This is a genomic window from Rhizobium sp. WSM4643 (assembly GCF_025152745.1).
Classification (GTDB): Bacteria; Pseudomonadota; Alphaproteobacteria; order Rhizobiales; family Rhizobiaceae; genus Rhizobium; species Rhizobium leguminosarum_I.
Genome location: NZ_CP104040.1, coordinates 2808570 through 2829720, shown reverse-complemented (window position 1 = coordinate 2829720; position 21151 = coordinate 2808570). Strand labels below are relative to the sequence as shown.

Here is a 21151-nt window from a genome sequence, read left to right as displayed (position 1 = left end):
CTTTCGGGCCGGTGCTCAGGCGCCGATCGTGTGGCGCCAAGTCATCACGACGATCCAGGCGGCGACCAGCATCCATGTATGGGTGAAGCGCAAGCCGATGAATAGGGCGGCGATCAGCGCCAGCTTCGATTCCCAGCCGCCGATGAAGAAGGCGGGTGCGACGAGCGTCGTCAGCACGGCCGCCGGAACGGCATTCAGCGCCGCCTCCATGCGCGGGGGGATACTTTTCATTCGGGTGATGAGGATATAGCCGCCGATGCGGGTGGCGAAGGTGGCGGCGGCTGCGGCGAGGATAACGAGCGCCATGTGAAGATCGAATTCCATGGCTCAGACCTCGTGCACTTCGGATTGAAGGGCGTCGGCTTCGAGATCTTGCGGTTGCGGCGGCAGCGGCAACAGGGCGGCAAGCACGATGCCAACGGCGGCACCGAGGCTGACATGCCAGGGCGAGCCGACGTAGCGGTAGGCGAACACGGATGCCACCGCGCTGACGAGCGCCACGGGCAGGAAATTGTCTCGCTTGCGGAAGCCGAGAACGATGCCGAGGAAATAAGCCGGCAACAGGATGTCGAGGCCGATGGCCTTGGGATCACCGATGAAGCCGCCGAGCAGGCCGCCGGCGATGCTGATCAGCACCCACGGAATGTAGATGATGATGGCGAAGCCGAAATACCAGGCGAAGGTGAGTTGCCGGCCGGCCTCGGCGCGCTTGACTGCTTCGGCGAATTGCGGATCGACGAGGAGAAAAAAGGTAAAGAATTTCTGCACCGGCGTGAAATGGCCGATGTAGCGCGCCAGCGCCGCCGAATAGAGCACGTGGCGGAAATTGACGGCGAGGATCGACAATACGATCAGCCAGGCGTGGACGTTGTGACCGAAGAGTTCGATGCCGACCATCTGGCTGGCGCCTGCATAGACGGTGGCGCTCATGAAGGCGGCTTCGGAAAGCGACATGCCATTTTCGACCGCCAGCGCTCCGAAGAGAGCGCCAAAGGGCGCCGATGCCAACGCAACGGCGGAGCCGCCCCGCAAACCTTCAACAAAGTCGGCGCGATTCATGCGATCTTGTCCAGTTGGAATTCAAGTTTTCCCTTATGGTCTACGGCTTGCGACGGCAATTGAATTTCCTTGATTGACCAATCGATTTTGCTGAACCATCAAAGTCCCGATCGCATTCGGCAAAGAGGAAATCATGAAAAAGATCGAATTTTCCAAGGAAGAAAAGGCTGAAATCGTTTCGCGCATCCGCGCTTATTTCGGCCGGGAACTCGATCCCATCGGTGCATTGCCGGCTGAATTCCTGCTTGACTTCTTCGCCGAGGAGATCGGGCCGTACTTTTACAATCGAGGGCTACGAGATGCCCAGGCCGCATTATTGCAGAGAATGGACGACGTAGCTGAGGATATCCATCTGCTTGAGAGGGAGGAAAAATTCTAAAGCGCGTCGCGATCTTCAAATTCGCTTGTCGCGCTTAAACCGCTGCACAGTTTCGCGCGACATGCTTCAGCGCCCTGAAACCAAAAGAGGCCCTCACTTAACGCCAATTTATTTCTGCGCCGATATGGTCGTGACGCTTTCGTTCACCGGGTTGCGTCTTATGGCCGTGATTGTCTCTGTTATCGATGAACCTCGATCCGCCAAGCTCGGCAAGGCGTTGATCCTTATGGTCTGGCTTGCGCTGGCGTCTGCGCTCTGCTTGTCCGAAACGGTCTGGCGTGACGAGGTTCGTGCGTTGTCACTCGCGCTTCAAGGGGATAACTTCATCGATATGCTTCGCCGGATGCGTGGTGAGGGTCATCCTGCTGTCTGGTATATTCTGCTGCGCGCCGCCTATGCCGTGGTCGGCTCACCTGTCGTCCTGAAGATCGTCGCACTGACGATTGCAGCGACCGCGGCCTATCTCCTTGTTTTCAGGCTGAAACTGCCGCTTTCCATCATGCTTCTGTCGCTGTTCGGCAGCTTTTCGATTTTCGATTATGCCGCGATGTCGCGAAATTACGGCATCAGCATGCTGGTGATTTTCCTTATCGTCCTCAGTTGGGAGAAAGGAGCACGCAACGGGATATTGCTCGGCCTGTTGTTTGCCCTGCTGGCAAATACGAACGTCCATTCGGTCGTCCTCGTCGGCGGCTTCCTCGCCTATTGGTTTTTCGATTTAATTCTGGCCCGGCCAAGGCCGCCTCTGACGGCATATCGGGCCTTTGCGACCGCCGCTGCCATTGCCGCGGTTGGAATTGTTTTATGTTTCGTAACAGTCTATCCGACCTTCAACGATACGGGGCAGAACGATCTCAGCGGCGAGAATTTCGCTTTGCTTGTCCTTCGCGCTTTTGCCCTGACCAGTTCCCATTTTATGGCGTTCTATCCCAACAGCGTCCTTGAACTGGTCGTTGCGTATCCGTTGGCCGCCCAGATTTTCGCAGCGTTGATGTCCGTGCTCATCTACGGCAGCCTGTTGGCGCTGGCGAACCAATGGCCGGCGATGATCGCAGCGGGACTGGTTCTCTTGGGGCTTTCGCTGCTTTTTACGCTTGTCTATCCCGGCGGATACAGACATCAGGCGCTCTGGCTGGTTTTCATGATCGCGATCACTGCCGTAGAGTCTCAGCGCGACGGGGCGGGCGTTGCAGGCATCGAGTCTGTTGGCGGCATCGTAAAGTTGGGGCGCCTGTGCTTCCTGATATTGCTGGCGCTACAGGTCGTGTCCGGCGTCGAGAAGGTCCACCAGGCCTTCATAGCCGAAATACCCCTGAGCCGAAGCAAGGATCTCGGTGCGTTCATTCAATCGCGCCCCGATCTCAAGGATGCGGTCATCATGGCGGATCCCGACTATCTGGTGGAAGCCTTGCCCTATTACGTCCGCAACCGCACCTATCTTCTGCGGGAGGAGCGGTTCGGCACCATCGTACGATATACCCGGAATGCGCGGCTTTCGCTCAGCCTTGCCGATATTCTGCAAACGGCACACCGATTGCAGCAGAGTGAGCGTGTCCCTGTTGTCATCCTTCTTTCACAACGACTTGATCAGATTACTGCGCCCGTTTCCCTGCGTGAAAGCTACGTTTGGCGGTTGATTCTGACGCCGGAAGATATTTCTGATTTCCAGAGCGCGACAAGCCTCGTCAAGCGTTTCGGCGCGGTTGTCGGAAGCGATGAGACGTTCGACGTCTACGTCCTGAAATAATCTACCGGCCGGCAGCTTATTTACACACGTCCACGCATTTGATCATTGTGACTTGCGTCCGCATTTCGTCGATTGTGGCGGCAACACCTTCGGGAGTGGCGCCGCGATTGGAGCGCGAATAGACGAACAAGGGCACGAGCCTATAGACGGGACGCGACAGTGCCCGCGGCCCCGCAATCGCAAAGGCGCGTTCAGCCTTCACGCTTCATCCGCTCCCGGCGTTCGATCTCGGCCTCCGAGGGCTGCGCCAGCTCGAATGTGCCTGTCTTGATTGCGCCGGCGCGCTCGTAGACGCTCATGATGACGCCCGTCGTCGATATCGTGTTGGCAGTGAGCTTCAGCGCCTGCGGCTTGGCGCCTTGACCGAACAGGCGTTTGCCCTGGCCGAGGACGAGCGGAAAAGTCAGGAGCCGGAATTCGTCGATCAGGTCATGCGCCAATAGGGTCTGCAACAGGCCGCTGCTGCCCTGTGTCAGGAGGACGGGACCGTCCTCTCGTTTCAACCGGGCGATTTCGGCGGCGGCTTCGCCACGCAGGGCGACGGAATTTGCCCAGGTGAGCGGCTCCGTGGAAGTGGTCGCGACATATTTGGTCACGGCGTTGAAGACCTTGCCGATTGGATCGTCTTTCCCGACGAAGGGCCAGTGCGCGGCGAAGATTTCGTAGGTCTTGCGGCCAAGCAGCAGTTCGAAGGGATCGGTAAAGATCCCGCCCATGAACTGGCCCATCGGCTCGTCCCAATAATTGACGGTCCAGCCGCCCTGCGTGAAGCCGCCGGTCGGATCCTCCCGCGGCCCGCCCGGCGCCTGCATGACACCGTCCAAACTGACGAAGGCTGCAGCAACTAGCTTTCTCATCTCTCAACTCCCATTGTTGGTGTGTTCAGAGCCGAGGACGGATTAACTTGCACCGATCCGACATTCGACGCGGTTTTTTCTGGCGGTATCCGAGCTGAATTAGCCGGCCAAGGCCTTGACGCTGTCGATGATCGCGATGCCATGCGCCCGCATCTCTTCGATGGCGGCGGCGACGCCTTCGGGCGTGATGCCGCGGCTTGCGTCCTCGATGAAGCGCACGTGGATACCAGGCATCATCTCCAGCGCGTCGAGCGCGGAGAACTTGACGCAATAGTCGGTCGCCAGTCCGCAGACGTCGAGGTCGGTGACGCCCTGATCCTCGAGGAAATCGGAAAGGCCGGTCGAGGCATCGCGGTCATTGTCGCGGAAGGCCGAATAGCTGTCGATATCAGGATTCTCGCCCTTCTGCTGGATCAGGTCGATCTCTTCGGATTTGAGTTCGGGATGCAGTTCGGCATCAAGCGTACCCTGAATGCAGTGGTCAGGCCACATCATCTGCGGCTTGCCCGACAGTTCGCCCATCTCGAAGGCGGCGGCACCCGGATGGGCGGAGGCAAAGCTGCCGTGGCCCGGCGGATGCCAGTCCTGCGAGGCGACGATCAGGTCGTATTTGCCGCTGTCGATCAGTCTGTTTGCGACGGGAACCACCTTGTCGCCGTCAGGCACCGGCAGATTGCCGCCTGGACAGAAGCCGTTTTGAATGTCGACGAGCAGCAGCGCTTTCATCAAGGCTCAATCCCTTCGCTTATTGCAGTGTAGGACGCTAAGCACACCGAATGGATCAACTAGTGGATTTCCAGGCGCGAACGCGCAAGTGTTAATTCTGGCGCTAGCGGCAGTAAGTCGTCAAAGCAGAATGCTCTAATGCAATCATTGCGATAGCTGGTGGCGGTTCTCGTGGTGAAATGGAACGGAGCGGCAAGGCACGTGCATGATTTCCGGATCGCAGACACGGCCGACGACGGTGGCAAGTGCCGCCAAATCGATCTGCCTGCGTGGACACTTTTGTGCGGCATCGATGGATCGAGGCTCCCCCGGCAGAGCCCGGATTTCAGCCAGCTAGACCGCCGCCACGTCTTCGGTTGCGGAATCGCCTGCTGCGGCGGAAGCGCCGTAGGTATTGCGGTAGGCCTGAAGGGCCGTCTGCATGTCGCTCAGCACTTTGGTGAGGAGCGGATCGCTGTCGCCCGAAGTCTTGATGCTGTTCGGTTCGGCGGCAAGAAATTCGGATTCGGTCAACTTGCCGTCGCCATTCGTATCCATCGCGGCGAAGACGCCCTTGGAATTGTCGTCGCTCTGATCGCTGCCGTCGGCCTGATCGTCGCTGCTGTCGGTCTTCTGCATGGACAGCATCAGCGACAGAATGTCGGCGGTGATCTTCTTGACGATATCGGTGCCGCTGTCGTCGCCGTCGGTCGACGCCATGGCCGATGTCGAGGACTGCGAGGCGGCGGCCAACTCGTCCGCCGATATGACGCCGTCGCCATTCTTGTCCAGACTGGAAAGCGGAGACTGGTACTGGGTCATTGTGCTGCCGAGAGATGAAACACTGGTCACTTGAACCTCCTTCGAAAAGTTCGTCGTGAAGCCCGCCTTTCATGGGTGGGCAGCCTTTGGGCTAAGCTGATTTGCGCAAGGCGTCAAAGCGACGTTTTGACAGGGTAGAAGTGCGATTGACGGCGCGGGGCGACGCACGTTAACCTTTCGGTTACCAAAGTTGTTTCATTGGAATTATTGGCTTTTTTTAGCGATTGCTTCGTCTGGGGGCGATTAAATCCATGTCCGTGTTTGCCTGAAATTGTCGTAATGAAGCGTGCGGAGGAGCCATGGGCGGAGTGCCGGGGTTTGCGCGGCTGCGACATTTCGTCTGCTTCCTGTGAGGGCGATGTCAGGTCGAGCTTGCTCTGGATCATGATTTCTGCCTTTCTTACCCTCAGCAGCGGGAAGCGAAGCCATGTCCGAGCCGGATCCCGACGAAAAGATCGATGCGACATTTCGCAACGGGTCGCTGACAGCGGCCGGGATCATCCTCGGTTTCTCGCTCAATTTCATCAGTGTCTGGGTTTCCAACCCCAACGACTGGAGTCGCATCGATATTCCGCCGATGCTGTTCTTGACGATCGGCATCGCCATCCAGGTGAAGGTCTTTGCCGATCTGCTGGCGCGCGACTCTCTCTTTGCCGTCAAATATGATCGGTCTCGCCGGCTCTTCCTGATCGGATTGGGAATCGTCGCCACCGGAATCGGCATTGCGCTGATCAACGATATTCTTGGGATCGGAAGGATGCGGATGCTCGGGTAAACGTTCTCGCGTCGTGCCGAGGTGAGATCACACGCGCTCGACGAACCCGTCCAAGACCCGCTTCTGTCCGGCCCGGTCGAACTCGATCGTCAGCTTGTTGCCTTCGATGCCGGTGATGTTGCCGTTGCCGAATTTCAGGTGGAACACGCGGTCGCCGAGGGTGAATCTCGACGGTTCCGACGAGGTCGATTTGGCAACCAGCTCGCCTTCGATCGTGCGCCCCTTCGGGCCGCTCTCGCCGTAGCCGATGCGTTCGACGGCGTGGCCGGAGCGGGTGCCCCAATTGTCGCGTGTGGCGTCGGTCTTGTTGGCCTGGGCGCGTTTCCAGCCGGGCGTGGAATAGGAATTGGCGAAGGGTTCGGCCTTGTCGAAGCGGGACTGGCCGTAGCCACCGCGGCCGTACCCGCCGTAGCTCTGTTCCATTTGAGCGACCTCGACATGGGTGTCCGGCAGTTCGTCGAGGAAGCGTGAGGGCAGGGTCGATTGCCAGAGGCCATGGATGCGGCGGTTGGAGACGAACCAGATGTGGCAGCGATGCTTGGCGCGGGTGATGCCGACATAGGCGAGGCGGCGTTCCTCCTCCAGGCCGGCGCGGCCGCTCTCGTCCAGCGAGCGCTGGTGCGGGAAGAGGCCTTCCTCCCAGCCGGGCAGGAAGACGGTGTCGAATTCCAAACCCTTGGCTGAGTGCAGCGTCATGATCGAGACGGCATCAAGGTTCTCGTTGGTCTCGGCATCCATCACCAGCGAGACGTGTTCGAGGAAGCCGCGCATCGATTCGAAGCTTTCCATCGAGCGGATCAGTTCCTTGAGGTTCTCAAGGCGGCCCGGCGCTTCGGCGCTCTTGTCGTTCTTCCACATGTCGGTATAGCCGGACTCTTCGAGGATCTGCTCGGCCAGCTCGGTATGCGGTGTGTTTTCAAGCAGTTCCTGCCATCGGCGGAAAGATTGAATCACGTCGAAGAGCGCCTTTCGCGCCTTCGGCTTCAGCTCGTCGGTCTCGATGATGTCGGCGGCCGCCGCAAGCATCGGGATATCGCGGGCACGCGCATAGTCGTGCAGCGCGCGCACCGTCGTATCGCCGAGGCCCCGCTTCGGGGTGTTGACGATGCGTTCGAAGGCGAGGTCGTCGGAGGCTTGCGCAACGAGGCGGAAATAGGCCAAGGCGTCGCGGATCTCGAGGCGCTCGTAGAAGCGCGGGCCACCGATGACGCGGTAGTTGAGGCCGAGGGTGACGAAGCGGTCTTCGAATTCGCGCATCTGGAACGAGGCGCGCACGAGGATCGCCATGTCGTTCAAGAGATGCTTGCCGCGCTGGAGCTGCTCGATCTCCTCGCCGATGGCGCGGGCTTCCTCCTCCGAATCCCAGGAAGCGTGGACCTGCACCTTGACGTCGTCCGGATCGGAGCGGTCGGTGAACAGCGTCTTGCCGAGACGACCCTCATTATGGGCGATCAGATGGGCGGCGGCACCAAGGATATGTTCGGTCGAGCGATAGTTGCGCTCGAGCTTGATGACCTTGGCGCCGGGGAAATCCTTTTCAAAGCGCAGGATATTGTCGACCTCCGCGCCGCGCCAGCCGTAGATCGACTGGTCGTCGTCGCCGACGCAGCAGACGTTCTGCGGCTCGCCTTTGGATCGCTGGGCGAGAAGCCTGAGCCACATGTATTGGGCGGTGTTGGTGTCCTGGTACTCGTCGACGAGGATATAGCGGAAGCGGCCGTGATATTCCTTCAAGAGGTCCGGGTTCTTGCGGAAGATCGCGATCGGATGCATCAGCAGGTCGCCGAAATCGCAGGCGTTCAGCGTCGTCAGGCGCGCCTGATAGGCGAAATAGAGATCGCGGCCGCGGCCATTGGCAAAGGCGCGAGCGTCGCCCTCGGGGATATCGGCCGGGCCGAGCCCCTTGTTCTTCCACGTGTCGATCATGCCGGCGAACTGCTTGGCCGGCCAGCGCTTGTCGTCGAGACCCTCGGCCTGGATCAACTGCTTGATCAGGCGAACGACGTCGTCGGTATCGAGAATGGTAAAATCGGAGCGCAGGCCGACGAGCTCGCCGTGGCGGCGCAGAAGTTTGACGCCGATCGAATGGAAGGTGCCGAGCCAGGGCATGCCTTCGACGGCGCCGCCGACGAGCAGCGCGATGCGCTCCTTCATCTCGCGGGCGGCCTTGTTGGTGAAGGTGACGGCGAGGATCTGCGAGGGAAAGGCGCGGCCGGTATTGAGGATATGGGCAATGCGGGTGGTGAGCACCCGCGTCTTGCCGGTGCCGGCGCCGGCGAGCACGAGGACGGGGCCTTCCAGCGTTTCGACGGCTTCGGTCTGCTCGGGGTTCAGCCCGGTGAGGTAATCCGGCCGCTTGCCGCCGTCGCGGGCCGCCATGGCGCGTGCGGCGATGCCGCCACCGGCGGCGGGCGCCCTTTCGGCGGGTGCGGCAGGCGGCTGCGGCTTGCGCGCCATCTCGCCCGGCTCTTCGTCGAAGAAGGGCATATCGTCGAAACTATTGCTCATGGCGCGTAATGTAGTGATTCGGGAAGGAAAGACCAGAAAAGATGTTCTGCTTTCATTCCCGAGCCACCGCTATCCCAGGCGGCATGTTACAGGCGGCAAGGCCGCCGCCGAGCCCGGCTGTGGTCGAGATGCGGGCGGGCAGGGCTAAAATTCCGATCGCGGCGTGTCGGAACCGGCGCCAGTAAGGCGTCCTTGAGGCATCGGACAGCAGTCCGGATCAACACCCGTCAACAAGGAGGCCGTTTTCATGCCGAAGGTCGTTTCAAATCTCTGGTTCGCCGAGGAAGCGCGCGAAGCCGTCGAATTCTACGTGTCTGTTATCCCGGACTCCAGGATCGGCCGCACCACCATACTTCAGGCGGAAACGCCGAGCGGGCCTCCCGGCAGCGTCGAGCTGATCGAGTTCACGCTCGCCGACCAGTCCTTCCTGGCAATGAAGGCCGGCCCGCTCGATAGCTTCAACCATTCCTTCTCGATTGCGATCCTCGTCGAAGGTCAGGCCGAGATCGATCGAATATGGGAGGCATTCCTCGCCAATGGCGGCACGCCGGAGGCCTGCGGTTGGCTGAAGGACCGCTGGGGCCTTTCCTGGCAAATCGTGCCGCGCGTGCTATCGGAGATGATCGCCGACAGCGACCCTGAGCGGGCAAGGCGCGTGACCGAAGTGATGCTCGGCATGGTCAAGATCGACGTCGCTGCGCTCGAGAATGCGTTCAACGGCTGAGAGGCCTGTGGAGACATGATCGCAAATCAGGCGCATGATAGTCATGCGCCTGTTTCTCTAAGAATATCCCCAAAATTCGATGACATACGGTCCGTCGCGCATCGATATTCACCGATCGAAGCGGGTTCGCCGCCTGCCAATCGCTGGCTTTCGTGATCTCGAATCACGGGCGACATTGCACACCTTTTTCATCTTTCTGTCACGTCGTGAAATGTGCTGATACCGCGATGGCGGCTTTCTCAACTATACTGACCGACAGTTTCGTACAGTAATTAAAGAACCGGTGGATGCACAATTTTGTGCATTGCTAGAAATGGCCGGTGAGCGTGGAATAACCGAAGAAACTATTGATTCTCAGGAACGTCATGGCCATCTCGATGGTTATAGGGACACCTGAAGCCTGTGGCATTAACCTTGAATGGAGGGCCCATGCTGAGCGAATCCGTATTTGATGCGTTCACCCGCAGTTATGATGCGCGTCGCGAAACCGATATGTCGATCGCGGAATATCTCGACCTTTGCAAAAAGGAACCGCTTGCCTATGCCAATGCGACCGAGCGTCTGCTCGCCGCGATAGGCGAGCCGCAGATGGTCGATACCGCCAAGGACGCGCGCCTCGGCCGGATCTTCATGAACCGGACCATGCGGATCTATCCGGCCTTTGCTGGCTTCCACGGCATGGAAGAGACAATCGAACGCATCGTTTCCTTTTTCCGGCACGCCGCGCAGGGGCTCGAGGAGCGCAAGCAGATCCTTTATCTGCTCGGCCCGGTCGGCGGCGGCAAGTCATCGCTGGCGGAGCGGCTGAAGCTGCTGATGGAGGTTCATCCGATCTACGTGCTGAAGGCGGGTGACGAGATCAGCCCCGTTTTCGAAAGTCCTCTCAACCTGTTCGACCCGGACACGATGGGATCGCTCCTCCAGGAGCAATACGGCATTCCCCTGCGGCGCCTGAGCGGACTGATGAGCCCGTGGTGCCTGAAACGGCTCGACGATTTCGGAGGCGATATTTCCCGCTTCCGCGTCGTCAGAGTACAGCCTTCGCGGTTGCGCCAGATCGCCATCGCCAAGACCGAGCCTGGAGACGAGAACAATCAAGATATCTCGTCGCTGGTCGGCAAGGTCGATATCCGCAAGCTGGAGACCTATTCCCAGAACGATCCCGATGCCTACAGCTATTCGGGCGGGCTCAACCGCGCCAATCAGGGCGTGCTCGAATTCGTCGAGATGTTCAAGGCGCCGATCAAGATGCTGCATCCGCTGCTGACGGCGACGCAGGAGGGGAACTATATCGGCTCCGAGAATATCGGCGCCATACCCTTCTCCGGCATCGTCCTTGCGCATTCGAACGAAGCGGAATGGCAAACCTTCAAGGCCAACAAGAACAACGAGGCCTTCATCGACCGTATTTGCGTGATCAAGGTGCCCTATTGCCTGCGCGTCACGGAAGAGCAGAAGATTTACGAGAAGCTGATCGAGGGATCGGAACTCGCCGATGCGCCGTGCGCCCCCGCGACGCTCGAAATGCTGGCCCGCTTCTCCGTGCTTTCTCGTCTGCGCAAGCATGAGAATTCGACGTACTTCTCGAAGATGCGCACCTATGATGGCGAGAGCCTGAAGGAGACGGATCCGCGCGCCCGCAGTGTCCAGGAATATCGGGATGCCGCTGGCATCGACGAAGGCATGGACGGCATATCGACCCGCTTCGCCTTCAAGGTGCTCGCCTCCACCTTCAATCACGACACCACGGATATCGGCGCCGATCCGGTTCATCTGATGTATGTGCTGGAGCAGTCGATCCGACGCGAGCAGTTTTCCGACGATGTCGAGAAGCGCTATCTGGAATTCATCAAGGCCGATCTTGCGCCGCGTTACGCAGAGTTTATTGGCAATGAGATTCAGAAGGCCTATCTTGAGTCCTATGCGGATTACGGACAGAACCTGTTCGACCGCTACGTTGATTATGCCGATGCCTGGATCGAAGATGTGGATTTCAAGGATCCCGATACCGGCCAGCTTCTCGACCGCGAGCTCCTCAACCAGGAACTGACGAAAATCGAAAAGCCGGCGGGAATTGCCAATCCGAAGGATTTCCGCAACGAAATCGTCAAGTTCTGCTTGAGATCACGGGCAGCCAACGGCGGAAAGAATCCGTCATGGACGAGCTACGAGAAGATCCGGGAAGTCATCGAGAAACGAATGTTCTCGCAGGTCGAGGATCTTTTGCCGGTCATTTCCTTCGGTTCGAAGAAGGATTCGGAAACAGAAAAGAAACACAGCGAGTTTGTCTCGCGCATGGCTGCGCGGGGCTACACGGAGAGGCAGGTTCGGCGCCTCGTCGAATGGTACATGCGCGTCAAACAGGCAAGTTAATGTGGAGCCAATATGCACATTGTCGACCGTCGGCTAAATCCGCGCGGTAAAAGTCTGGAAAATCGGCAACGGTTTCTTCGGCGCATGAAGGGCGCCGTGCAGCAGGCGGTAAAGCGTTCTCTGCAAAACCGGAACATTCGCGATGTGCTCGACGGCGGGGAAATCAGCCTGCCGATCGATGGAATGGCCGAGCCGAACTTGAGAAGGGGCGATGGCGGCATTCGCGACCACATCCTGCCTGGAAACAGGGCCTTTGTCGAAGGCGACATTCTTCCGCGCCCGCCGGGGAGCAGGGGCGGAAAACCCAAGGATGCGGGCGAAGGTGACGGCGAGGACGGCTTCCGCTTTGTGCTGACGCGTGAGGAATTCCTCGATGTGTTCCTGGACGATCTGGAACTGCCCGATCTTGCCAAGCGGCGTTTAGCCGAAACCGAGGAGGAAACTCCCTTCCGTGCCGGCTATTCCGTGTCGGGATCGCCGTCCAACATCGCCGTCGGTCGCACGACCAGGCTCGCGATGATGCGCCGTGTCGCGCTTCACCGTCCGCGCCGCGAAGAAATCGAAGCCCTGCAGCGGCAGATCGAGGAATGCGAGGACGACGAGAGCCGGCTGGCGCTTGAGGCAAAACTCAAATCTCTGACGGAAAAAAGCCGGCGCATTCCCTATATCGATCCGCTCGACGTGCGGTATCGCCGCTTCGAAAACGAGCCGAAGCCTGTGGCAAAGGCCGTGATGTTCTGCTTGATGGACGTCTCCGGCTCCATGTCGGAACACATGAAGGACCTGGCGAAGCGGTTCTACCTGCTGCTCTACCTTTTCCTGTCGAAACGCTACAAGAAAGTGGAGATCGTCTTCATCCGCCATACCGACAAGGCCGAGGAAGTCGACGAGGAAACCTTCTTCTATGGTCCGGCAACCGGCGGCACGCTGGTCTCCAGTGCGCTAGCGGCAATGCGGGCGATCATCGCGGCGCGTTTTGATCCGGCGGAATGGAATATCTATGGCGCCCAGGCATCGGACGGCGACAACGCCCATTCCGACGGGAACCTGAGCGGACAGCTGCTGCGCGAGATTTTGCCGCTGTGCCAGTATTTCGCCTATATCGAGGTCGGCGAAGAAGGCGGTGACTCCTCGATATCACGCTCACCGCTTTGGATGCTCTATGACGGGATCCGTTCCGAGCTGCAGCCGCTTTCGATGCGCAAGGTCTGCCGGCGAAACGAAATTTTCCCTGTTTTCCATGATCTCTTCCAGAAACGTGACGCACAGTCGAAGGTGACGCCATGACCATGACGATGAGGCCACGAGAACGGCTATTGTTCGAGGGGGCCGACTGGGACTTTTCAACACTTCAACGCATTCACGACGCCTGCGAGGAGATCGCGCTCGGCGAACTTGGCCTCGACGTCTATCCGAACCAGATTGAAGTCATCACCTCGGAGCAGATGCTCGATGCCTATTCCTCGACCGGCATGCCGCTCTTCTACCGCCATTGGTCCTTCGGCAAACACTTCGCGCATCACGAAGCCTTCTACCGCCGCGGGATGCGCGACCTCGCCTATGAGATCGTCATCAACAGCTCTCCCTGCATCTCCTACCTGATGGAGGAAAACACGGCGACGATGCAGACGCTCGTCACCGCGCATGCGGCCTTCGGCCACAACCATTTCTTCAAGAACAACTATCTCTTCAAGCTATGGACCGATGCCGAGGGCATCCTCGATTACCTCGATTTCGCCAAGGGTTATATCACCCGCTGCGAGGAGCGTTACGGCGAGATGGCCGTCGAGCGCACGCTGGATGCAGCCCATGCACTGATGTCGCACGGGGTGCATCGATACGCGGGCAAGACCACGATCGATCTTCGCCAGGAGGAGAAGCGGCAGCAGGAGCGCCGCGCCCACGAGGAGCAGATATTCAACGATCTGTGGCGCACTGTCCCTGTCGGCAAGGCTCGGAAGGCGGGCGACAGCGGTTTGGAAAAGCGCCGCGCCGCCCTCGGTCTTCCGCAGGACAACATCCTTTATTTTCTCGAAAAATCAGCGCCGCGGTTGCAGCCGTGGCAGCGTGAAATCCTTCGCATCGTCCGCCACGTCGCACAATATTTTCATCCCCAGCGGCAGACCAAGGTAATGAACGAGGGAACCGCCACCTTCGTCCACTACCAGATTATGAACCGGCTTCACGAGCGGGGGCAGATCAGCGACGGAAACTTCCTCGAATTCCTGAAGTCGCACGCCAACGTCGTGTTCCAGCCGAGCTATGACGACCGGCGGTTCTCGGGCTTCAATCCCTATGCGCTTGGCTTTGCGATGATGCAGGATATCGAGCGAATCGTCACGAAGCCGACGGAAGAGGACCGTGCATGGTTTCCCGATATTGCGGGACGCGGCGACGCGATGGCCGTCCTGCGCGACATCTGGGCCAATTACCGGGACGAAAGCTTCATCAGCCAGTTCCTCAGCCCGAACCTAATCCGGCAGTTGCGGCTGTTCCATCTCTACGACGATCCGGAGCAGACCGAGGGGGTTCTGGTTTCGGCGATCCACAATGAGCGCGGATACTTGCGGATACGCCGCCAGCTCTCCCGCGAATACGATATCGGCTGGACCGATCCGGCCATCGATATCGTCGACGTCGACCTCGCCGGCGACCGCCGCCTGTTGCTGCAGCACATCGTCGTGAATGGCTGCTATCTTCAGGAAGCCGACATGAAACTGGTCTTGCAGCATCTTGCCGATCTCTGGGGCTACGAGGTCCTGCTTCAGGAAATCGATGATTCCAACAGCGTCGCGAGAGAACACACGGCGAGCCCGCGCAAGATCATTCAGTAACCTGGCGTTTTTCTTGAAGTGCCGGACTTAGATAGATCTGGAGCCGTTACGGTCTTGCAAAGCGAGGCTATCCGAAGGCGCTGTCAGAACGGATCAAGCATTTCCTGCTCCGGGTCGACGTTGTTCCTTGGGATCACGACGTCACGCGAGCTTATGGCGACCTGCGCGCTGCCTGTGAAGCCAAAAGCGTGACCCTGTCGCCCCTCGATATGGTGATTGCCGCTCATGCGGTTGCAACTGCCGCAACCCTCGTCACATGCGACAAGGCTTTTGCTTGTGTTTCGGAGCGTTTGAAGGTCAATGACTGGGCGAATGAAGAAAGCTGAATCGTCCACGCCGCCTCTCATGCCGGGAAAACGCGAGTCGACGATCAACAATTATCGGTGGTAACGAACACAAAGGCTTAGTAACTTACCGCCGCTGCAATAGCCCATGATCTCCAATCGACCAGTTTTAGCCTTTGCAGCGATCTTTCCCGAGGGCGGATAGCGCGGAGACGAGAGACCATGAGTGACACGCGGCGCAAGCTGACGACGATCTTCTGTGCTGACGTGCAGGACTATACGCGGCTGATGGGTGCTGATGAGGAGGGGACGCTCGCAAGCCTGAAGCGCTGCCGGGAGGCGATGGGGCGCCTGATCGAAAGCCATGGCGGCCGCGTCATAAATACCTGGGGCGATGGGCTGATCGCCGATTTCCCGAGCGTGGTCGAAGCGGTGCGCGCGGCCGTCGACACCCAGAACGAACTCGCTGGCTTCAACGCCCGCCGCCCGGCCGACGGGCGCATGCTCTTCCGCATCGGCATCAATCTCGGCGACGTGATCGTCGAAGGCGACGACATCTATGGCGACGGGGTCAATATAGCGGCGCGGTTGCAGGCGTCGGCTGCGGCCGGCGGCATCGTCATATCAAGTTCCGTTTACGACCAGGTCCGCAACAAGGTGGCGGTTGGTTTCGAGTTTCTCGGACCGTTGATGGTGAAGAACGTCGATGAAGGCGTGCCGAGCTACGCGGTGAAGATCGGCGACGCCAAGGACGAGACGCCGCCCGCTCAACGATCCGGCTCCGCGCGTCCGCAGCCGCAGCGCAGCCGCAGCGGCGGCGGTTATGGCGGCTGATATGGCCGAGGCAAGGCTGGCACCGCGCGGACGCAGGCTGTACGGCGTGCTCGCCGTCATCGCCGCTGTCCTGATCGGCATCAATCTGCTGTCATGGCAGGGCGTCTTCTGGGCGCGCTTTCCCGTGCTTGCGCTGGCCGCCGTCGCGGCGCTCGCCTGGAACCGCGATCAGACCCTGTTCAACCGCAAGATCACCTCGTTGGCGATCCTGGCGCTCGGCATTGCCGGTATCAACCTCTTCACTTGGACGGGGCAGTTCTGGGCGGTGTGGCCGATACTGGGCATTGCGGCCGTGATGGGCCTGCGGTGGTCGATGCGCCGATAGACATCCAACCCGCATCGCAAGGGATTTGTACGATATCTCGGCCGATAACGGCGGTGTCAAGGACATGGGCGAGTGTCCGTTCAAGCAAAAGTGAGCGGTCGGATTATTTCCATTCTCTGCTGATATTACAAATCGGTAATGCCGGCCGCTTATGCTTGCCGGTGAGCTGCAGACGCGCGATATTGTCGCATCAGAGGGGAATCTTGATCCCCAACGCCTCTTTCGACCGACCCTGGTCCAACCTCGAGTCCCTCCGGAGACGTGAATGGCCTTTTGGAAGCAGTTTATACTGTCGCTCATCGCCATTGTTGCCGGCTTTGCCGCGTGGGTTTTCTTTGTGCCCGGCGCCGGCGATATGATGCGCGATGCAGGCATCCCAGACAGCATCGTTTCCAAGATCGCGCCGAAGGCTGAAGAGACAGCGGATGCCGACGCTCCTGCCCGGGCGCAAGGGCAGCAGCGTGGCGACGGGCAAGGGCAGGGACAGAACCGCCGAGGTGGCGGCGGGCGCAACAGCGCCATTCTCGTCGCCACGCAGGCTGTCGTCCAGGGCGTCGTCAACGACCGGCTGAACGCCATCGGCACGGGTGACGCGATCCGCTCGGTCGCGGTCACGCCGCAGGCATCGGGCACGATCCGCGAAATCCTCATCAAGTCGGGCGATAGGGTCAAGGCCGGGCAGGTGCTCGCCAAGCTCGACAGCGAGGAGCAGGTGATCGCCCGCGGCCAGGCCGATGTGGCGGTCAAGGCCGCCGTCGAGAAATCCAATCTCTATCACAACATCAAGTCCAGCGTGTCGCGCATGGACGTCTTCGATTCCGAGATCGCCGAGCAGGGCGCTCGGTTGCAACTGCAGGCCGCGGAGCTCAATCTCGCACGACGTAATATCACCGCGCCGATCGACGGCATCGTCGGCATCGTACCGGTCAATATCGGCGACAACGTCACGACGAGTATCCCGATCGTCACGCTCGACGACCGTTCGGAAATTCTCGTCGATTACTGGGTGCCGGAGCGCTTCGCCAATACGGTGTCGGTCGGCCAGCCGGTCGAGGCGATGTCGGTCGCACGGCCGGGACAGGTGTTTTCGGGCGTGGTCGAAGCCGTCGATAACCGCATCGACGCGGCAAGCCGCACGCTTCGCCTACGCGCCAAGATCGACAATAGTTCGGATGAACTGCGCGCCGGCATGTCCTTCAACGTCAGCATGAAATTTGCCGGCGACAAATATCCGGCGGTCGACCCGGTCTCCGTGCAGTGGGACTCGCAGGGCTCCTTCGTCTGGCAGGTCAACGACGACAAGTCACGCAAGGTGCGGGTCAGCATCGTGCAGCGCAACCCGGATTTCGTACTCGTCAAAGCCGACCTCAAGGACGGCGACGTGATCGTCACACAGGGCCTGCAGCGCGTGCGTGAGGGTGGGGCGGTGCGTGTCAACGCCGATGTCGCCGCGAATGCGGAGGTCGTCGCCCGATGAGCGCGACCGAGATTCATCAGGACAGAGCCTCGGGCAAGCAGAGCTTCACCGCGCTTTTCGTTCGCCGTCCGATTCTGGCGCTGGTGTTCAACACGCTGATGGTCGTTGCCGGCCTTGCCGCCTATGTTGGCGTCGAGGTGCGCGAACTGCCCGATGTGGACCGTCCCGTCGTCACCGTGCGCACCACCTTCGACGGCGCATCGCCGCAGACGATCGACCAGGAGCTGACCAAGGTGATCGAGGGGGCGGTCGCGCGCGTCAGCGGCCTGAAATCGATTTCGTCGACCTCGTCCTTCGGTCAGAGCCGGGTGACGTTGGAATTCTCGGATGCGATCGATCTCTCGGTCGCCGCCAACGACGTGCGCGACGCGATCGGCCGCATTACCCAGAACCTGCCCGACGAAGCGGATGCGCCGCAGATCGTCAAGGCGGATTCGGATTCCTCGGCGATCATGCGCCTCGCCGTCACTTCCACCAAGCTCAACATGGACGACCTGACCCAGCTGGTCGAAAACGAGGTGATCGATCGCCTCGCCTCCGTCGACGGGGTTGCCGACGTCGAGGAATATGGCGACCAGGAGAAGGTGTTCCGCGTCGACGTCGACCAGGGGGCTCTCGCCAGTCGCGGGCTGACCATCGGCGACCTGACGAAGGCGCTCGATAATGCGGCACTCGACGTACCGGCCGGCTCGCTGAAGAGCAATACGCAGGATATCGTGGTGCGCGCGACCGCCAACCTGCAGACGCCGGCGGATTTTTCCAACGTCATCCTGCAGGACCGCGTCAGGCTCGGCGACGTCGCGACGGTGATGCTTGGGCCGCGCGACGGCGAAACGGCGCTGCGCTCCAACGGCAAGCCGGGCATCGGCCTCGGCATCATCCGCCAGGCGCAGTCGAACACGCTGAACATCTCGACCGGCATCAAGGCGGCCGTCGACCAACTGTCGAAGACGCTGCCCGAGGGCACGACGATCGCCATCACCAGCGATGACGCCGTCTTCATCCAAGGTGCGATCCACGAGGTGCTGCTGGCGCTGGTGCTCGCCGCCGTCATCGTCACCGCCGTCATCTATCTCTTCCTGCGCGATTGGCGGGCGACGCTGATCCCGGCGGTCAGCATGCCGGTGGCGCTGATCGGCACGCTGGCGGCGATCTACATGGTCGGCTTCTCGATCAACATCCTGACGCTGCTCGCGATCGTGCTGGCGACCGGCCTCGTCGTCGACGACGCGATCGTCGTGCTCGAAAATATCGTGCGCCGGCGCGCCGAAGGCATGGGGCCGCGCGCGGCCGCGGTGCTTGGCACGCGCGAGGTGTTCTTCGCCGTGATCGCCACGACGGCGACGTTGGCGGCCGTCTTCATTCCGCTCTCCTTCCTACCGGGACAGGTCGGCGGCCTGTTCCGCGAATTCGGCTTCGTGCTCGCCTTCTCGGTCGGGCTGTCGTCGATCGTGGCGCTGACGCTGTGTCCCATGCTTGCCTCGCGCATGCTGACGAAGCCGATGCTCGAAGATCACGGCGCGCTCGGCCGCTTCGGCGGCGCGCTTGCCAGTCTCTACAAATGGGCCCTGCACGGCTGTCTCAACGCGCCCTTCGTCGTCATCCTCTTCTCGGTGATCTTTGCCGGCGCGGCACTCGTCGCCTTCTCGACGGTCAAGAGCGAGTTGACGCCCGAAGAGGACCGCTCGATGGTGATGATGCGGCTGACGACGCCGCAGGGATCGAGCCTCGAATATACCCGCGACAAGATGCAGCTCGTCGAGGAATATCTGCAGCCGCTGGTCGACAGCGGTGACATCCGCAACGTCTTCTCGATCTCCGGGCAGGGCGGTTCGCTGAACAGCGGCTTCATGGTGCTGACGCTCGCCCCCTGGGGAGAACGTGACAGGACACAGTCGGAGATCGTCGGCGACATCAACCAGGCAGCCTCCAGGGTGCCGGCTCTGCGCGGCAATGCCATCTCCTCCAACAGCCTACGCATCCGCGGCGCCGGCAGTGGTCTGCAGATGGCGCTGATCGGCAATGATCACGAGGCGTTGACGGCGGCGGCCGCCAAGCTGGTTCAGGCCCTCGAGGCCACTGGCCAGTATGATACGCCGCGCTTGACCAACGAGCCCAGCCAAGCGCAGGTATCGGTGGCGATCGATCGTGAGCGCGCGTCCGATCTCGGCATCGACATAACCGGGCTCTCGACGGCGATCCAGTCACTGCTCGAAGGGCGCTCGGTGGTCGACGTCTTCGTCGACGGCGAATCCTATCCCGTGCTTCTGACCTCGACGACGCGGCCGATCGACGACCCGACCGACCTCGAAAACGTGTTCCTGAAGACTGGCGACGGCAAGATCGTGCCGATGTCGGTCATCGCCACGATGAAGGAAGGCTCGGTCGCGCCGCAGCTGAACCGCGAGCAGCAGCTGGCCTCGGTGGCAATCACCGCCGGCCTAAAGAACGGCATGTCGCTCGGCGATGCGGTCAAGCAGGTCACTGAACTTGCCGCGCCGCTACTGCCGGCGGGCTCGCGTTTGTTGCCGCTCGCCGAAGCCGCGACGCTGGAAGAGAATTCGAGCGGCATGGCGCTCACCTTCGGTTTTGCCATCGTCATTATCTTTCTGGTACTGGCGGCGCAGTTCGAAAGCGTGCTGTCCTCGCTGATCATCATGTCGACAGTGCCGCTTGGTCTTGCCTGCGCCGTCTTCGCGCTTGTTATCACCGGCTCCAGCCTCAACATCTACAGCCAGATCGGCCTGGTGCTCCTGGTTGGAGTCATGGCGAAGAACGGCATCCTGATCGTCGAATTCGCCAATCAGCTGCGCGACCGGGGCGAAGATGTGCGGTCCTCGATCGAGAAGGCCTGCGCGCTACGCCTTCGCCCTGTGATGATGACGATGATCGCCACCATCCTCGGCGGCGTGCCACTGGTCTTTGCCCATGGCGCCGGTGCCGAAGCGCGTATTGCGCTCGGCTGGGTGATCGTCGGCGGTCTCGGTTTCGCGACGCTGGTGACATTGTTCATCACGCCGGTCGCCTATCTGCTGCTTGCCCGCTTCGCCAAGCCGCACGCCCATGAGGAGGCGCGCCTGCACGAAGAGATGTCGGTCGCCACGCGGCCGCGCGCTGCGCCCGACGACCAGCAGCTACAGGCCGCCGAATAAGGCTTTCATCCGACTTCGATCGCTGCCGGACCTGCTGCATAGCTCCTTGGATCCTAATCGATTTAAGGACAAAATTATGCGGCAATTCGAAGTGCTACAGCGTCCTTTGCGGGTCTAAGAAGACGCGCGACGCGGCAATCCGGCGGCGTTTCTCTTGGTGTATGAAACCTTGTGAAATAAGCTAAATTACTTCTGAAGTTTAGTCGTTTATTAAGCATAACCGGCAATGATTGTTACCAGTAACCGATTGGTCTTCTTCGTTTCTTGGAGGCCGCAACGCGCTGGAATTCCAGCGA

Annotated in this window: 15 protein-coding genes and 2 pseudogenes; 11 read left to right on the top strand and 6 right to left on the bottom strand. The window is 60.3% G+C overall.

All coding sequences use genetic code 11. The annotated features are described in order from the left end of the window. Nucleotides 1–15: 15 nt before the first annotated feature. On the bottom strand, nucleotides 16–324 hold the full coding sequence (locus tag N1937_RS14290) for an AzlD family protein (protein ID WP_017965080.1): 309 nt from the start codon (nucleotides 322–324) through the stop codon (nucleotides 16–18). Nucleotides 325–327: 3 nt separating this feature from the next. Further along, complete coding sequence (locus tag N1937_RS14285) at nucleotides 328–1059, bottom strand: AzlC family ABC transporter permease (protein WP_170254988.1); 732 nt, start codon at nucleotides 1057–1059, stop codon at nucleotides 328–330. Between the two features lie 133 nt (nucleotides 1060–1192). Between N1937_RS14285 and N1937_RS14280 the strand changes: the two genes are divergently transcribed. Then, nucleotides 1193–1438, top strand: a complete 246-nt coding sequence (locus N1937_RS14280; protein WP_170254989.1) for a DUF2164 domain-containing protein — start codon at nucleotides 1193–1195, stop codon at nucleotides 1436–1438. 160 nt (nucleotides 1439–1598) lie between these two features. Then, nucleotides 1599–3185, top strand: coding sequence for a hypothetical protein (locus tag N1937_RS14275; protein WP_260058959.1), 1587 nt, complete (start codon nucleotides 1599–1601; stop codon nucleotides 3183–3185). A gap of 191 nt (nucleotides 3186–3376) precedes the next feature. On the opposite strand, the gene N1937_RS14270 is transcribed toward N1937_RS14275, so the two are convergent. The 3 genes from N1937_RS14270 to N1937_RS14260 form a co-directional block, all read right to left on the bottom strand. After that, entirely contained in the window at nucleotides 3377–4042 is a 666-nt protein-coding gene (locus tag N1937_RS14270; protein ID WP_017965075.1) for a dihydrofolate reductase family protein, read from the bottom strand. 99 nt (nucleotides 4043–4141) lie between these two features. Then, nucleotides 4142–4768: a bifunctional nicotinamidase/pyrazinamidase gene (gene pncA / locus N1937_RS14265; protein WP_162115980.1), complete on the bottom strand. Its 627-nt coding sequence runs from the start codon at nucleotides 4766–4768 to the stop codon at nucleotides 4142–4144. Between the two features lie 333 nt (nucleotides 4769–5101). After that, nucleotides 5102–5599 carry an EF-hand domain-containing protein gene (locus N1937_RS14260; RefSeq protein WP_170254990.1) on the bottom strand — a complete coding sequence of 166 codons (498 nt, stop codon included), beginning with the start codon at nucleotides 5597–5599 and terminating at the stop codon, nucleotides 5102–5104. Nucleotides 5600–5996: 397 nt separating this feature from the next. Between N1937_RS14260 and N1937_RS14255 the strand changes: the two genes are divergently transcribed. After that, the gene (locus N1937_RS14255; protein ID WP_162115982.1) at nucleotides 5997–6344 is read left to right on the top strand and encodes a hypothetical protein; all 348 of its coding nucleotides are present in this window, start codon (nucleotides 5997–5999) and stop codon (nucleotides 6342–6344) included. A 27-nt stretch (nucleotides 6345–6371) separates the two neighbouring features. On the opposite strand, the gene N1937_RS14250 is transcribed toward N1937_RS14255, so the two are convergent. Further along, the gene (locus N1937_RS14250; RefSeq protein WP_017965071.1) at nucleotides 6372–8852 is read right to left on the bottom strand and encodes an ATP-dependent helicase; all 2481 of its coding nucleotides are present in this window, start codon (nucleotides 8850–8852) and stop codon (nucleotides 6372–6374) included. A 247-nt stretch (nucleotides 8853–9099) separates the two neighbouring features. Here N1937_RS14250 and N1937_RS14245 point away from each other — a divergent pair, with 247 nt between their 5' ends. From N1937_RS14245 to N1937_RS14210, 8 genes and pseudogenes are all read left to right on the top strand, one after another. Continuing rightward, nucleotides 9100–9576, top strand: a complete 477-nt coding sequence (locus tag N1937_RS14245) for a VOC family protein (RefSeq protein ID WP_017965070.1) — start codon at nucleotides 9100–9102, stop codon at nucleotides 9574–9576. Between the two features lie 429 nt (nucleotides 9577–10005). After that, nucleotides 10006–11949 (top strand): PrkA family serine protein kinase, encoded by a 1944-nt coding sequence (locus tag N1937_RS14240; RefSeq protein ID WP_017965069.1) that lies wholly within the window; start codon nucleotides 10006–10008, stop codon nucleotides 11947–11949. A gap of 12 nt (nucleotides 11950–11961) precedes the next feature. Next, entirely contained in the window at nucleotides 11962–13236 is a 1275-nt protein-coding gene (locus N1937_RS14235) for a YeaH/YhbH family protein (protein WP_162115983.1), read from the top strand. Further along, nucleotides 13233–14783, top strand: a complete 1551-nt coding sequence (locus N1937_RS14230; RefSeq protein WP_222291541.1) for a SpoVR family protein — start codon at nucleotides 13233–13235, stop codon at nucleotides 14781–14783. Before N1937_RS14235 ends, N1937_RS14230 begins: the two co-directional genes overlap by 4 nt. A gap of 47 nt (nucleotides 14784–14830) precedes the next feature. Next, nucleotides 14831–15109 (top strand): annotated as a pseudogene (locus tag N1937_RS14225) (PIN domain-containing protein); the annotation flags it as partial. A 180-nt stretch (nucleotides 15110–15289) separates the two neighbouring features. Further along, a pseudogene (locus N1937_RS14220) lies at nucleotides 15290–16226 on the top strand (adenylate/guanylate cyclase domain-containing protein). A 265-nt stretch (nucleotides 16227–16491) separates the two neighbouring features. Further along, nucleotides 16492–17703, top strand: a complete 1212-nt coding sequence (locus N1937_RS14215; RefSeq protein ID WP_222291534.1) for an efflux RND transporter periplasmic adaptor subunit — start codon at nucleotides 16492–16494, stop codon at nucleotides 17701–17703. After that, on the top strand, nucleotides 17700–20855 hold the full coding sequence (locus tag N1937_RS14210; protein ID WP_222291530.1) for an efflux RND transporter permease subunit: 3156 nt from the start codon (nucleotides 17700–17702) through the stop codon (nucleotides 20853–20855). The genes N1937_RS14215 and N1937_RS14210 overlap by 4 nt, the downstream gene beginning before the upstream one ends. The last annotated feature ends 296 nt before the right edge of the window (nucleotides 20856–21151 follow it).